18 protein-coding genes are annotated in these 14,356 nt (G+C 45.4%); 7 read left to right on the plus strand and 11 right to left on the minus strand.

Features of this window, described 5'->3' with window-relative positions; translation table 11 throughout:
* Window positions 1–259: 259 nt before the first annotated feature.
* Window positions 260–673, minus strand: coding sequence for a hypothetical protein (locus H6F44_RS14565; RefSeq protein WP_190351756.1), 414 nt, complete (start codon window positions 671–673; stop codon window positions 260–262).
* Complete coding sequence (locus tag H6F44_RS14570) at window positions 666–887, minus strand: hypothetical protein (protein ID WP_190351757.1); 222 nt, start codon at window positions 885–887, stop codon at window positions 666–668. The genes H6F44_RS14565 and H6F44_RS14570 overlap by 8 nt, the downstream gene beginning before the upstream one ends.
* Window positions 888–1,027: 140 nt before the next feature.
* Between H6F44_RS14570 and H6F44_RS14575 the strand changes: the two genes are divergently transcribed.
* The 4 genes from H6F44_RS14575 (at window position 1,028) to H6F44_RS14590 (ending at window position 2,480) form a co-directional block, all read left to right on the plus strand.
* The gene (locus tag H6F44_RS14575) at window positions 1,028–1,189 is read left to right on the plus strand and encodes a hypothetical protein (RefSeq protein WP_190351758.1); all 162 of its coding nucleotides are present in this window, start codon (window positions 1,028–1,030) and stop codon (window positions 1,187–1,189) included.
* Window positions 1,190–1,248: 59 nt separating this feature from the next.
* Complete coding sequence (locus H6F44_RS14580; RefSeq protein ID WP_190351759.1) at window positions 1,249–1,665, plus strand: XisH family protein; 417 nt, start codon at window positions 1,249–1,251, stop codon at window positions 1,663–1,665.
* Window positions 1,653–1,988, plus strand: a complete 336-nt coding sequence (locus H6F44_RS14585; RefSeq protein WP_190351760.1) for a XisI protein — start codon at window positions 1,653–1,655, stop codon at window positions 1,986–1,988. The genes H6F44_RS14580 and H6F44_RS14585 overlap by 13 nt, the downstream gene beginning before the upstream one ends.
* A 183-nt stretch (window positions 1,989–2,171) precedes the next feature.
* Window positions 2,172–2,480 carry a DUF5615 family PIN-like protein gene (locus tag H6F44_RS14590; protein ID WP_190351785.1) on the plus strand — a complete coding sequence of 103 codons (309 nt, stop codon included), beginning with the start codon at window positions 2,172–2,174 and terminating at the stop codon, window positions 2,478–2,480.
* A 90-nt stretch (window positions 2,481–2,570) separates the two neighbouring features.
* On the opposite strand, the gene H6F44_RS14595 is transcribed toward H6F44_RS14590, so the two are convergent.
* From H6F44_RS14595 to groES, 8 genes are all read right to left on the minus strand, one after another.
* On the minus strand, window positions 2,571–3,077 hold the full coding sequence (locus tag H6F44_RS14595) for a DUF427 domain-containing protein (RefSeq protein ID WP_190351761.1): 507 nt from the start codon (window positions 3,075–3,077) through the stop codon (window positions 2,571–2,573).
* Window positions 3,078–3,191: 114 nt separating this feature from the next.
* Window positions 3,192–3,398: a chlorophyll a/b-binding protein gene (locus H6F44_RS14600; protein WP_190351762.1), complete on the minus strand. Its 207-nt coding sequence runs from the start codon at window positions 3,396–3,398 to the stop codon at window positions 3,192–3,194.
* 151 nt (window positions 3,399–3,549) lie between these two features.
* Window positions 3,550–5,160: a signal recognition particle-docking protein FtsY gene (gene ftsY / locus H6F44_RS14605; RefSeq protein ID WP_190351763.1), complete on the minus strand. Its 1,611-nt coding sequence runs from the start codon at window positions 5,158–5,160 to the stop codon at window positions 3,550–3,552.
* A 164-nt stretch (window positions 5,161–5,324) separates the two neighbouring features.
* A complete protein-coding gene (locus H6F44_RS14610) occupies window positions 5,325–5,738 on the minus strand; it encodes a bacteriohemerythrin (RefSeq protein WP_190351764.1) in 414 nt (137 codons plus the stop codon).
* A gap of 62 nt (window positions 5,739–5,800) precedes the next feature.
* Window positions 5,801–6,508, minus strand: a complete 708-nt coding sequence (locus H6F44_RS14615; RefSeq protein ID WP_190351765.1) for a hypothetical protein — start codon at window positions 6,506–6,508, stop codon at window positions 5,801–5,803.
* 57 nt (window positions 6,509–6,565) lie between these two features.
* Window positions 6,566–7,438, minus strand: a complete 873-nt coding sequence (gene argB / locus H6F44_RS14620) for an acetylglutamate kinase (protein WP_190351766.1) — start codon at window positions 7,436–7,438, stop codon at window positions 6,566–6,568.
* 225 nt (window positions 7,439–7,663) lie between these two features.
* Window positions 7,664–9,325, minus strand: a complete 1,662-nt coding sequence (gene groL, locus H6F44_RS14625) for a chaperonin GroEL (RefSeq protein WP_190351767.1) — start codon at window positions 9,323–9,325, stop codon at window positions 7,664–7,666.
* 170 nt (window positions 9,326–9,495) lie between these two features.
* Complete coding sequence (groES, locus tag H6F44_RS14630; RefSeq protein ID WP_190351768.1) at window positions 9,496–9,807, minus strand: co-chaperone GroES; 312 nt, start codon at window positions 9,805–9,807, stop codon at window positions 9,496–9,498.
* A gap of 301 nt (window positions 9,808–10,108) precedes the next feature.
* Here groES and H6F44_RS14635 point away from each other — a divergent pair, with 301 nt between their 5' ends.
* Genes H6F44_RS14635 through H6F44_RS14645 form a run of 3 tightly spaced genes read left to right on the plus strand, consistent with a single transcriptional unit; the run spans window position 10,109 to window position 13,034 of the window.
* Entirely contained in the window at window positions 10,109–11,107 is a 999-nt protein-coding gene (locus H6F44_RS14635) for a methyltransferase domain-containing protein (protein ID WP_190351769.1), read from the plus strand.
* Window positions 11,108–11,154: 47 nt separating this feature from the next.
* Window positions 11,155–11,553 carry a DUF1830 domain-containing protein gene (locus tag H6F44_RS14640; RefSeq protein ID WP_190351770.1) on the plus strand — a complete coding sequence of 133 codons (399 nt, stop codon included), beginning with the start codon at window positions 11,155–11,157 and terminating at the stop codon, window positions 11,551–11,553.
* Window positions 11,554–11,588: 35 nt separating this feature from the next.
* Window positions 11,589–13,034, plus strand: a complete 1,446-nt coding sequence (locus H6F44_RS14645; protein ID WP_190351771.1) for an MBOAT family O-acyltransferase — start codon at window positions 11,589–11,591, stop codon at window positions 13,032–13,034.
* Window positions 13,035–13,177: 143 nt separating this feature from the next.
* Here H6F44_RS14645 and trpD read toward each other — a convergent pair whose 3' ends face one another.
* A complete protein-coding gene (gene trpD / locus H6F44_RS14650; RefSeq protein WP_190351772.1) occupies window positions 13,178–14,227 on the minus strand; it encodes an anthranilate phosphoribosyltransferase in 1,050 nt (349 codons plus the stop codon).
* Window positions 14,228–14,356 lie beyond the last annotated feature (129 nt).

A 14,356-nucleotide genomic window follows, 5' to 3' on the forward strand; every position in this document is an offset into this window, starting at 1 on the left:
AAGGGTTTTTCGTGCTTTCCCTACTTTTCCTTGCATTTTACCAGTTTTAGATCTCCTTGGATACCATTGCTTGTATGGTTTTCTTGTTTTTTCAGCAAGCCATAGGTAAGATCATTGATGACTTAGAATTATTTATTTGTTGTAGCGAGCCTGAAGAATATGAGGGTCAAGTTCTTTTCATACCTTTTTCTTAAAGTGCGATCGCCGCTCTTGTAGGATTCATTAATGAAATGTAACGAACCTCTTTTCTTTAGTCAAACTATTTTTGGCTAATCTCAAACGCTGATTCAGATCTGTAAAAACACACATCGAATGCAGGAAAGAAATTCATATGTCCCAATATTAGCGGTGCATATTTATCTTGAGTCCAAGCAAAAGCCAAATCCACAGCAGGGAACTCTTCAACAGTGGCATTTACAACCAAGGCACGAGCTTCAAATCTAGCTAAATTACCTCCTAATGGTAAGGACAGCTTTTGATTTTCCCAGACCGCACCCAAAGCCAGACCCATTTCATAAGGCAAAACATTAACACTAGAGCCAGTATCCAAGAGACCCGAAACATTTAAGGATTGACCTTGATAAGTTAACGTCAATGGTAAATAAGGAAGATTACTTAATGCACCAAGACTAGGATCTACCTCAGTGAAAGCAAATCTTACTTTATTAGCCATGAGTCAATTCTTGTTTCTCTTTCAATGCTTGAGCAAGAATAGCAGCAGCCTCAAAAGAATCGTGTAAACCTTGTCTAGGTAAATCGTCCTGAATAGATAGCGGCACAATACCAGACTCTCTGAGCAACTCAGATACAAGAAAATTAAGCAACAACAGCTTATCGGAGTGAGACAATTGCCTAAGCATGGGAACAAATTGAGTAGTTGTCAGCATATTTTGAGAAAACTATAGATCTTGATTTCTTGCACTCAATCTCATTATAACATCACCTTCGCGCTAACCATCATCCCCGAAAGCACTCTAACTAGTCTTTCTCGTTGCTATGATGAATATGTAGAGATTAGTACCCTGCCATGAAATATCCTCTCCATACCCAATCTAAGCCTGTTTCAGGGCTTGCTGCGAAGAAACTGCTAGAAGCGATCGACTCTGGTGTGGCAGTTGTTAATGATCGAATGATCGCTCTTGCAAAACGTATTGTCGCCCATCGCCGCAAAACACAAAAGCATGGCTAGTTCTGGTAAGTTTGATGGAGTTGATTTCTCTCAAATCATCACAAATTGTAGTTATAAATATGTCTGCAAGAGATCTATTCCATGAAGCCGTCAGGCAAGCACTTCAAAAAGAACAATGGGTGATCACAGACGATCCACTAAAATTTAAGTTTGGAAACGTCAACTTTCAAGTTGATCTAGGAGCAGAGAAGATTGTAGCGGCGGAGAGAGCAGGAGAAAAAATTGCAGTTGAGATTAAAGGTTTTTTAAATCCCTCTGCGATTACCGATTTTTATTCGGCATTGGGACAGTTCTTGAGTTATCGCCTAGCCATAGAAGCAAATGAACCAAATCGAACTCTGTATTTAGCCGTACCATTAGATGTATACCAAACATTTTTTCAGCTTGAATTTACCCAAACTGCTGTACAACGGTATCAAATCTTGCTAGTTATATATAATCCAGTAAATGAGGTAATTGTGAAATGGATAAAATAAGCAAATATCGAGAATATATTCAAAACTTGATGACTCGATATGCTAGTGGTGATGTATCAGATGAAGAAGTTGAGGTACAGCTTCTTTTTGACACAGAACGAGATCATTATCAGTGGATAAATATTGGCTGGCAAGAGTTAAATCGAGTCTATCGGTGTGTGATGCATTTCGACATTAAGGACGGTAAGATCTGGCTCCAACAAAATTTAACAGACCAGAACCCTGCCGAAGAATTAGTGGAAATGGGAGTATCTAGGCAAGATATAGTACTGGGATTGCAACCGCCCTACAAGCGACCATATACAGCGTATGGAGTTGCCTAGTAACGCTATTCCCACCAAAATCAAAGGTATTAGCCATGAGTCAATTCGGCTCAAGTCGGGTAACACTAGATAGCCTCCTTGCTTCATATCACAATGGCTCCACTCCTGTTACTCAAAAGCACGACCTCGCGAACCTAAGGCAGCGCTTGCTTGTTCGTCAGTTACAAAAAGAATCGAGATAAAATGCGCTTTCTAACTGACGAGAATTTTAATGGGGCTATATTGCGTGGTCTAATGAGACGTTTGCCTACATTGGATGTAATTCGTGTTCAAGACGTAGGGCTGAGGAATACTGATGATCCAGTTATTTTGGAATGGGCGGCGAATGAGGGACGTATCTTGCTTACCCATGATGTAGCCACCATTACGATGTATGCATATGAGCGAGTCAACCAAGGATTACCCATGACTGGAGTTGTGGAAGTGATTGCGACAGCCGCCATAGGTAAGATCATTTTTAATCTTTTCCACCCTTTCGTAAGGGTGGGCTAGGGGGGATCAATCAGTATTGTTAGCGAATGTCCAGCCTTTGCAAACAGTCTCTTAAATCTCTATTAATAATGAATGCTTGAATCCTGTTGACTACCACCACTTAGTGCCTAATTCACCCTTAAATGGTCCGACAATATCTGACGTAATCCAGCCGCCGTAAAAGTCGCCTGCTTGCGGTGTCACTTGCTCTTCATCAACATAACAAGCATCCATTAAATTCACATAGAAACTGCCGTAATGAGCGATCGCTGCAAAGCTAGGGTTCGGTTCAGGATAGCTCCACATAGCATTAGGAATATAGCGATCGCCGATCTTTACATCAAAATAGCGACACCAGCCCTTCCATTCGCACCAAGTTTTACGAGGATTTTCAACGAGATATTCTAGCTTGATATCTTCGGGTGGAATGTAATACATCGGCGGGTGACTAGTTTCTAAAACCCTAATTCCTTTTGTGGTTTCAGCGAGAATAATATCTTGGCAAATTACGCGCAAGTTTTTGGTTGTATATTCCCATATGGCAGGACGGGGATAGTTCCAGACAGATTCTTGTCCTGCTTGTGGTTCGATTGGAGTTGGATGTGGTTGGATATTCATTATCGATAGATCAAGAAAAAACCCTACTTTTCAGTGGGGTTAAAGAATCGTTTTTAATTTGTTTTAATTTGTCTTACTTTGTTCTACAAGTCTTATGCAGAGGCAAAATTGGGGTTATAGATTTGCCAACCACCAAATCAAGCCATGTCCTGTGGCAACTTCCATGACTAGGAGAGAGGCGAAACCAATCATGGCAAGGCGACCATTCAATAATTCTGCGTAAGGAGTGAAGCCAGCCTTCTCACTTTCTTCAACATACATTTTTGGCTCGACTGCGAAATTGTTGAGAACACCACGTTCGTTAACTGTATAGCTGCTCATTGCTTTCTCCTTTGTTTTAGTTCCTTATGTAAAGAAATATAACAAAGTATTACAAACTATGAATCTAGCTAAAGACATGGATAGCTTAAGATGCTTACCTTCACAAAGATATACAGGGCTTTGCACTGAATTTAAACCCAGATAAGAATCTTTAGTTGCTGAGCAATGCTTCGACAAATTCATAGCTGGAGAATGGGCGCAGGTCTTCAATGCCTTCTCCTGCTCCGATAAACCTAATGGGCAGGCCAAGCTGTTGCACCACAGCGATCGCTACCCCACCCTTAGCCGTGCCATCAAGCTTAGTGAGAATCACCCCCGTAATATTGGCGGATTGGGCAAATACCTCTGCTTGCTTCAGTCCATTTTGACCGAGGGTAGAATCTAGAACTAGCAAAGATTCGATTTTGGCATCGGCGGATTTTTTATCGACAATGCGGCGAATTTTGCTAAGCTCTTCCATCAGGTTTTTCTTGTTTTGCAAGCGTCCTGCGGTGTCGACTAGCAATAATTCTGTGCCTCTTGCCTGTGCCGCCGCGATCGCATCAAAAACCACCGCCGCAGGGTCAGCATTTTGGGCAGGGTTAGCAATTACTTCCACATTCGATCGCAGTCCCCAACTCTTGACCTGTTCCACTGCTGCCGCTCGAAAGGTATCCGCCGCCGCAATTAGGGTTTTGTAGCCAGACTTAACACTGAGATGGGAGAGCTTGCCAATGGTTGTCGTTTTACCTGCACCATTTACGCCTGTAATTAACCAAATATTGAGTTGATTTTTTTCAGGAATCAGCATCGGGATCGGCTCACCACCCTTTTGGGTCGCGACATCTAGCATCTCGCGCAGAATTTGCTTGAGATAGGCGATCGCTTCCTCTGGGGGCAGTACTTCCGAGCGCAATTTGTCCTGTAATTTGGCAATAATTTGATCGGTTGCCTTCACGCCCACATCCGCTTGCAGGAGCAATGCTTCGATATCATCAACGGCTTCAGGATTTAAAGGGCCTTGTCCAACGATAGATTTGAGTTGATTGACCAGTGATAGGCGAGTTTTGTCTAAGCCTTGACGCAAACGATTGAGCCATGTAATTTCCTCGGCAGAAATTTCTTCGGGGCGGCGACCCTGCGAGGCAAGCACTTCGGCTGACCAGATAAAATCATCATCAAATTTGATGGTGGCTTTGCGCCGAGGGGCAGGTTTAACTTCGGGCTCAGGGGCAGCGATCGCTGTCGCTTCGAGGGCGGCGATCCGCGCTAGGCGATCGCTTTCCGACTGCATCCAGAAGGGAACGGGGGCATCGGCATTTGGAGCAGTTGGTTCAATTATTGGTTCAATTATTGGCTCAGTGACTAGCTCAGTTTTTTGCTCAACTTCAGGGGCGATCGCTTCTACCAATGGCGATCGGTCTACAGGCTCTGTAATAGACTGTGTAATTTCTGTAACAACAGAATCATTAGTTTCAGGCTCACTCACCGCCGTCTCTGTAGCCTGAGTTTCTGTCGCTGCCTCTGAAGTGACAAGCTCCGCCTCAGTCGTAACCGCATCAGCTACCTCTGGCTCAGCCACCTCAGCAACTTCTGCTTGCTGCTGCACATTGGCATAGGCAGCCTTTGCCCAGTTCAATAAATCCTGTGATGCTGGGGGCGTGGCTGTAGCTTCAGGTTCTGGCGCTTGCTCTTCAGTGACAACTGGCTCTACAGCTTGATTTGGTTGATTTTGAGCATCCTTGTCATCATCAAACTTTCTCCGAAACCAGTTAAACACCATACTCTTATTCTCACGCAATGCCTAAAGCTAATATACTACAGTGCCTTGCGCTGAATTAAAACCGCAGAGAAAGAGTGACTATACTTGGGGTCGCCACCCTTTTTCTATAGTTTTGACGAGACGAGCGACTGCTATAAATATTACTTAGCAAGTACTTAGCAAGATTACTTAGCAAGGCTTTCTTGGACACAAGCTCCAATTTGCGTATCAATAGTCAAAATGTGGCTAACCAGCCATTCGCTTAGCTCTTCATAGACTTTTCTAGCCACATCTTCACTAGCATCACTCTGGCGATATTGGTCATGGAGTTTGCCAAAGGTATCGATAAATTTGCGATGGGCGGCTTGGTTGGTTGCGGCGATCGGGCATTGATGCTTTGCCGCGCAGTTTTCCTCATTGCCAAAGTGCCATTCTGCATAAAACTTTAGGAATGACAATAGTTTTTTGATTGCAGTTGTACTATTGCCTCTAGCGATCGCCTCACCAATTTCGTTAGTAGCAGCAATTAGTTCTTTGTGCTGCGTATCAATCATCGGCACGCCCGTACTCAGAGACTCGCTCCATTCAAATTTTTTCATTTTTTTGTAAGTCCTAGAAATTTTTGTTGGTTTGACTTAGAGCGCAAAGCGCTATAACAACCTTAACTCAAATGATTAGCCGCTAGGCTCCAAAGTTGCCAGCCAATCCCTAGCCCAACTAAACAGGGAACCGTGATCATAGCGATCGCCACGACCAATTTGCGCTTTTGTTTGAGCAAATATTCTCCCACAAAGGCAACCATCGTAATGCCAATCCAAATAATCACAGCTAAAACCGTGAGATAAAAGCGCATTCGCAACCAAAAGATAAATGCCCCAACCACTAGCAAACCACTGAGTAAATATCCCCATTTCATCAAGCCATAGTCAGCGAAGGCGGTGACAATTGGTAAAATGCCCATGATCGTAAAACCTGCGATCGCCAATACTTGCCGATTAGGAATAGTCATCAGCACTGATAGGAAATAACCCATGCAGACATAGCTGAGCATAATTACCAATAGCCAGAGTAACAACCAGTTACGTGGCTTTGCTGAAGCTGGCAGCTTAAAGCTAATCTTAGGGAGCTTGACCTTGGCGATATTGATCTTAGGTAAATGCCATGATCTGGCATTAATATCCCAAAAGCGTCTTTTCTTGTTAGGTTTATTCTCTGGCTTCTGAGTGGGGCGACTATCAGGCTGACTGCTAGCTTGTTGCCCATTTTGGGGCGCAGCCTGACTAGTGGGTATATCACTGGGGCGCTCTGGCTGAGCTTGGGCCTGTTGATTTTGAGCCTGCTGAGATTGAGTTTCCGTTCGCTTTTCCACAATTAACCTCCCACAAATCCATCAAATCAATTTTTACCACATCAAAATCGCGATCGCCTAAGGCAATGCTGTTTCTGAAGCCACAATCATTGAACCGACCCCAGAGTTTGTAAAGATCTCTAACAACAGTGAATGGGGGACGCGACCATCAACGATATGAGCAGCCTTCACCCCTTGTGCGAGCGATCGCACACAACACTGCACTTTCGGAATCATACCGCCACTAACCACATTTTCGTTCATCAGTTCCCGTGCCTTTTGAATAGTCAAACTGCGATAGAGGGTGCTAGGGTCTTTGTAATTATGGAGAATACCCGCAATGTCGGTCAACAAGATCAGCTTCTCGGCTCCTAGTGCCGCCGCCAATTCACCCGCAACTGTGTCCGCATTAATATTATAGGACTGTCCCGTCTCATCGGTTGCCACGCTCGACACTACTGGAATATGCCCCGCCTCTAGCAAAGTCGAAAGCAGCCCAATGTTAATGCCGCTAACCTCGCCCACAAAGCCAATCTCATCATTGCCCTGCGGACGCGCCCGAATCAGGTTGCCATCTTTGCCACAGAGTCCCACGCCCGATCCCCCTGCGAGGTTGATCATTTCCACAATTTGCTTGTTGACACGCCCGACTAGCACCATCTCCACCACTTCCATCGTGGCAGCATCAGTGACCCGCAAGCCATTAATAAATTGCGGTTCGATATTCAGCTTGGTGAGCCATGTATTGATCTCAGGTCCACCGCCATGCACTAACACAGGACGCAAACCCATAAACGACATAGTGACAACATCGCGGATCACGTCCTGTCGCAGGTTTTCTTCTTTCATTGCCGCGCCGCCATACTTGACGACAATGGTGCGCCCCGAAAATAACTGCATATAGGGCAGAGCTTCACTCAAAACCTGAACGCGATCGCTGTCTGTTAGCATTTAACGCCTCAACTAATCCTGAAAATACTAATTTTAACTAACTTTATAATTTCTAAAGCCATAGATATCAATTTTAGACTCACTTAACTGTATTTTTTGCATCATACGGCGCTATACATTGAGTTGCCGATCAAGTAATCCGCCATAAAAAAGTGAAAGCGGCACAATGTACCGCTTTCACTTTTTAGTCTTTAATTTTTTATGGGTTTTAAACTAGGGTAATGATTACATCATGCCGCCCATACCACCCATACCGCCCATGCCGCCCATGCCGCCCATACCACCAGCAGCACCAGCGTCAGACTTCTTCTCAGGCTTCTCAACAACTAGAGCTTCGGTGGTTAATACCATACCTGCGACAGAAGAAGCATTTTGCAAGGCAGAGCGCACTACCTTAGCAGGGTCAATGATGCCTGTGGCAATTAGGTCAACATATTCGCCCTTAAGTGCATCGAAACCTTCGTTAAAGGGAAGTTTCTTGACTTTCTCAACCACAACAGTACCTTCTAAACCAGCGTTGTCGCTGATTTGACGTAGTGGGGCAGAGAGAGAACGAGCAACGATTTCCGCGCCGATCGCCTCTTCATTTTTGAGGGTGCTGATGAAGCTTTGCAACTCAACGGAGAGATGAGCTAGGGTTGCACCACCACCAGGAACGATGCCTTCTTCCACGGCGGCGCGAGTAGAGTTAAGTGCATCTTCGATGCGGAGCTTGCGATCCTTGAGTTCAGTTTCTGTCGCTGCACCAACCTTGATTACGGCAACGCCACCAGAGAGCTTCGCAATCCGTTCTTGCAGCTTTTCTTTGTCGTAGTCGGAGTCACTGAGATCCAATTCCTTACGGATTTGGGCAACGCGCTTGTCAACGTTAGGCTTGTTAGCAGCATCGGAGACAATCGTGGTTTTGTCTTTAGAAATGGTGACTTTGCGAGCAGTACCCAACATTTCGAGGGATGCGGCACTTAGCTCTAGTCCCGTGTCTTCGGAGATAACTTGACCATCAGTAAGAACGGCGATATCTTGCAACATCGCTTTGCGGCGATCGCCAAATCCAGGAGCCTTGATAGCCGCAATGTTCAGAGAGCCTCTGAGCTTATTGACAACTAGAGTGGCAAGAGCCTCACCTTCGACATCTTCAGAAATGATCAATAAAGGAGCGCCAGAACGGGCAGCTTTTTCGAGAATGGGTACGAGATCCTGAATCACATTGATCTTCTTGTCAGTGATTAAGATCCGCGCATTCTCAAATTCCACCAATTGACGTTCGTTATCAGTGACAAAATAGGGAGAAATGTAACCGCGATCAAGTTGCATACCTTCCACTACTTCCAGTTCAGTGGTGAGAGACTTGGACTCTTCAACGGTAATTACGCCATCCTTGCCAACCTTGTCCATGGCATGGGCGATCATTTCACCAACTTCAGCATCATTACCTGCGGAAATAGTGGCAATTTGAGCAATTTCCGCATTGGAGTCAACAGCCTTAGCCTTATCAGCGATTACACCCACAAGGTGAGCTACGGCTTTCTCAATACCACGACGCACACCCACTGGGTTTGCACCTGCGGCAACATTTTTCAAACCTTCGCGAATCATTTCTTGAGCCAAGACAGTGGCGCTGGTAGTTCCATCGCCAGCAACATCATTAGTTTTAGAGGCAACCTCGCGGATCAACTGAGCGCCAGCATTTTCTAGGGGATCTTCTAATTCAATTTCCTTAGCAATGCTTACACCATCATTAATGATTTGAGGTGCACCATATTTTTTTTCGAGTACTACGTTACGACCCTTAGGACCAAGGGTAACGCGCACTGCATCAGCAAGGGCGTTAACACCACGCTCAAGGGCGCGGCGAGACTCTTCATCAAATACTACGATTTTTGCCATGTTAGTTTGGTGATTGGTGATTGGTGATTGGTGATTGGTGATTGGTGATTGAGATTTTGGCTCTTAGCTTTTGGCTTTTGGCTTTTGGTTTGAGAAGTTACTGTTTATTATCAATTTCACGAAACAGTGTTCTCACAAAGCTAACGGCTAATAGCTAGTAGCTAATGGCTCTATTCAACGATCGCTAAGATATCTCTCTCTGCTAAGAGCAAGTAGTCAACGCCGTCTAGTTTGACTTCGGTGCCTGCATATTTGGAGTACAGTACTTTGTCGCCTGCCTTTACTTCGAGGGCAACGCGATCGCCTTTGTCATTTCTAGTACCAGCGCCAACGGCGGTTACTTCACCGATTTGGGGCTTTTCTTGGGCTGTATCTGGTAAGAAAATACCACCAATGGTCTTTTCTTCTTTGGTTGCAACTTTTACCAGTAGGCGATCGCCTAGGGGCTGTAAGGTGCTGGTGCTTAATGTCAATGCTGCCACTATGTATATACCTCCTTAAAATCTATTCAGAGTAAGCTGTACAAGCTTTAGCACTCTAAGTCATTGAGTGCTAATATACTGTGAAACGAGTCAGTAACTAGATCGGCTTACCGTACATATGGCGGCTCTGAAATGCCACACACGAAATATCACTAATAACAACATGGCAAATACGTAAACCATCAAATCCATTAAATCAAATCAACTAAATCCAATCGGAAACCATTCTGCACCTGCATCCAAAACATTGTAAACTTATATTAAGAAATTTAATAAGATTCTTAAAATTTAAAAGCTTAATATGAGTTTAACTATAGATATTTGGACAACCCTTGAAATTATTGCCGCACTGTCATTTTTAGGCTTGGCGATCTATGCGATCGCGGCTCGCCCTTACCAATCGGCGGAATCCGTAGCACAATCCTATGACGAATGGACGGAGGATGGCATCCTTGAATTTTATTGGGGCGATCATATTCATTTGGGGCATTATGGCTCACCTGCACAGTCCAAAGACTTTCGGGCGGCAAAGGTAGATTTTGTACGGGAAATGGTGCAGTGGGGCGGCTTAGACAAATTAGCAAAGGGCAGTCAGCTTTTAGATGTGGGCTGTGGCATCGGTGGCAGTAGTCGCATTTTGGCTAAAGACTACGGCTTTGAGGTTACAGGGGTGACAATTAGCCCCCAACAGGTGAAACGCGCCCAAGAGCTTACCCCTCCCGAATTAAACGCCAAATTTCAGGTTGATGATGCGATGGCGCTATCCTTTGCTGATGCGAGTTTTGACGTGGTTTGGTGTATTGAGGCAGGGCCCCATATGCCCGATAAGGCAGTATTTGCTAAAGAATTATTGCGGGTCTTAAAGCCCGATGGCATCTTAGTGGTCGCTGACTGGAATCAACGGGACGATCGCGCCAAACCTTTAAATGCGATCGAAAAATTAATTATGCGTCAACTGCTAGATCAATGGTCACATCCTGCCTTTGCCAGCATCGAAGGCTTTGCCGAACTATTGGCTGCAACTAACTTAGTGCGGGGTGAAGTCGTGACTGCTGACTGGACTCGTGAGACTCTGCCATCATGGCTAGACTCGATCTGGCAAGGGATTATCCGCCCATCGGGTCTAGTAAAATTTGGTCTTTCAGGATTTATTAAGTCTTTGCGAGAAGTACCAACTCTGATTTTGATGCGAATTGCTTTTGGCACAGGTATTTGCCGATTTGGGATGTTTCGGGCAGTGCGCGGCGTGATTGCTCAAAATTCTGAATCCTTAGTTGGTAGTAGTGTTTACAATCGCTAATTCTGCTTGGGTGTTAGCTTTATGTATAGATAAAATATAAAAAAGTTATGTCTTTACTCGATCCGTTACCTGCAAATTTACATGACAAAATAATTGTCTGCTCCTATGTAAATGCTACTAGTAAAATTCAGATTGCTCGGATCACTGATGTACCCCAATGGTACTTCGAGAGAGTGGTATTTCCGGGTCAAAACTTGATCTTTGAGGCGATCGCCTCGGCTCATGTGGAAATCCATACGGGCATGATGGCAAGCTCGATTTTATCAGATACGATTCCTTGTATTCAGTTACAGGTGGAGGAGGCTAGTCCCACCTTGCCAAACTGGGTTCCGATGAAACATATCGATCAAGTAGAGCAAGAACTAGGCTTAGGCAATTTGGCAAAGGCTGAGGTTTTGAGTGTGTCAGAAGCGATCGCCCTAACGGAAGCAGAAGTGGTATCTTAGCGATCGCGCTGCTTTAGTTCATCTCAATCCTGATTATGGATTTTCTTTCCCTCGATTATGGGCAATTCCTGATCGGTACTGCCATTATTTATTGGCTACTGCCCAATAGCCAACTGCGATTGTTGATAATTTTGACAGCCAGTTTGCTGTTTTATTCATTTATCCAAAGACAATATGTATGGCTGCTAATTGTAATGTTGGCGCTCAACTATTGGCTAGGCAAGGAAATTCGTAAGGGTGAACAGTTTCTCAGGCAGTGGTTGCTGTTTGTGGGCATATTTATCGATGTGTTGGTGTTATTTGGGTTTAAGTACATTCCCTTTGTGGCATCGGCGATCGGCAATATTGCGGGGTTGCCTGCGGGCAGTGCTTTGGCTATTTGGGCAAAGTCAAATATTGTGCCGCCAATTACTTTGAGTTTTTTTGTATTTGAGTTAATCGCCTATTTAATCGACATCTATCGTGGTAATAGCCCTGCCAAAAACTTTCTCGATTTCGCGGCTTACAAATTGTTTTTCGCCAAGTTGCTGTCTGGACCAATTACCCGCTATCAAGAGTTTGCGCCGCAGTTGGTGACGCGATCGCGAGCAATTTTGCCTGACATCGTGGAGGGACTGTGGCTATTTGCCTGTGGGGCGATCAAAAAAGGGATTATTGCCGACAATATGGGGCGCTTGGTCGATATTTGCCTACGCAACAGCGATCGGGCGGGTAGTGTCGATCTGTGGCTGGCACTTTTGGGCTATGGCATCCAGATTTATTGTGACTTTAGCGGCTATATCGATATGGCAAGGGGGAGTGCCTTACTATTTGGCTTCAGATTGCCGCAGAACTTTGATTTTCCTTATTTTGCCGCCAGTATTTCCGACTTTTGGCGGCGCTGGCACATGACCCTTGGTGCATGGATGCGAAATTATCTGTACATCCCCCTTGGTGGCTCGCGGGGTGGTTTATGGCGCACCTGCTTTAACCTAGTACTGGTAATGCTGGTGGTGGGGATTTGGCATGGAGCAAACTGGGGCTTTATTATCTGGGGGCTTTGGCATGGAGCCGCCCTTGCCTTGCATCGCCTGTGGATGGAGCTATCGTTAGTATTTGAATTTCTACAAAAAATGTGGAAGCCCTTGCCCATGCAAATCTTGGCAGTGGCAATCACGCAGTTAGTTGTATTTTTAGGTTGGATTCCCTTCCGTCTGCCCAATCCCATTGATATGAACTTATTTATCCAAAGACTTTGGGGCTATGAAAGCGATCCGCAATTTGGCATCAAAATCTATGTGGAATCCCTTGGCATTACGATTGGGCAGATTGCGCTGTTAATGTTCATGATTTTAGTGGCATCCCTGATCGCCTATCGTTGCGATCGCGCCAAGTGGCAACTAAACTGGCAAATCAAACTATTTCTCGTTCCCCTCAGCCTTTTCCTAGTCAGCATCCTCAGCCCCGATAAGAAACTGCCCTTTATTTACTTTGATTTTTAGTCAAGTTTTGCATGGTGGGGCAGCAAAACAGGGGAAAGCAGGGGCGGTTAATGAATCACCCCTACGCTGAAATCATGGCGCTGAAATCATGGCGCTAAAATCATGGCGCTAAAATCATAGTTTTGAGTCCTTTTACGCCCTAACTATTTCAAAAATGCCACTAATGCTTCAGCCTTTTGCCATGCTGCACCACTACTAATAATGGTGGACGCAAGACTCACGCCCTCTTGCCAACTTGCTGCTGCGCCACCAATTCGCAATGCCAAGCCGCTATTTAGCGCCACACAATCTGTTTGTGCTTGTGTGCCTTTACCTTGCAGCACAGCGCGTAAGATTTCAGCATTTTCCTGCACATTGCCGCCCTTAAGTTGGTCAATGGCAGCGCTCTTTAGTCCTAATTCTTGAGGGGCGATCGCCTCCTCAAAAACTTGACCATCGCGCAAAAATGCCAGATCCGTTAAGTCCCCTAAACCCGCTTCATCCATGCCTTCGCGACTATGCAGAACCACTGCCTGTTGGCGATCGAGCAGGCGCAAGGTTTCAGCGATCGTGTGGGTAAGCTGGCGGTTGTACACTCCCAAAACCTGCACCGTGGGATGTAATGGATTAACTAGCGGACCAATTAAATTAAATACCGTTCTTACGCCCAAGCTTTTGCGGATCGCGCCCACTGCCTTCATCGCAGGATGCCAACCAGGGGCAAATAGGAAGGTAATCCCCACGGTTGCCAATGCCTCATAAATTTTGGCGGTGGGTGCGGACAAATTAACGCCGATCGCTTCGAGAACATCGGCAGAACCAGATCGACTGGATACTGCCCGATTGCCATGCTTTGCCACCGCGATCCCTGCTGCTGCCACCACAAAAGCCACCGCCGTAGAAACATTAAAAGTGGATGCACCATCGCCACCCGTGCCGCAGGTATCCATTAACGGTTTGGCGCGATCGACAAAATGTCCAAACTCTGCATTCAAGCGCTGCCCTTCACTTTGGGATTGCAATACTAGCGCCATTGCTGCTAGTTCTCCTGCCTCCACGCCCTTAAATTGCAAAGCCGTCAGAATTGCCCCTGACAATTCGGGGGCGATCGCCCCTTCTAGCCAACCCTGCATTAGTTCTGTTGCCTGCTCTGGGTTGAGACTTTGGCGCTCCATCAGTTGTTTGAGCAACTGCGACCAATTTTGTGTTGCCATTGTGTATCTATATAATGTGAGTAATGTAAATAATAATGTGAATAATATGACGCTAATTTGTTCTCTAATGCTACAGCGCTGCTGTCAGCAATACTAGCGCCCAGCACGCAAACCCCAACAATCGCATCG

The sequence above is a fragment of the Pseudanabaena cinerea FACHB-1277 genome (assembly GCF_014696345.1).
Taxonomy (GTDB): domain Bacteria; phylum Cyanobacteriota; class Cyanobacteriia; order Pseudanabaenales; family Pseudanabaenaceae; genus Pseudanabaena; species Pseudanabaena cinerea.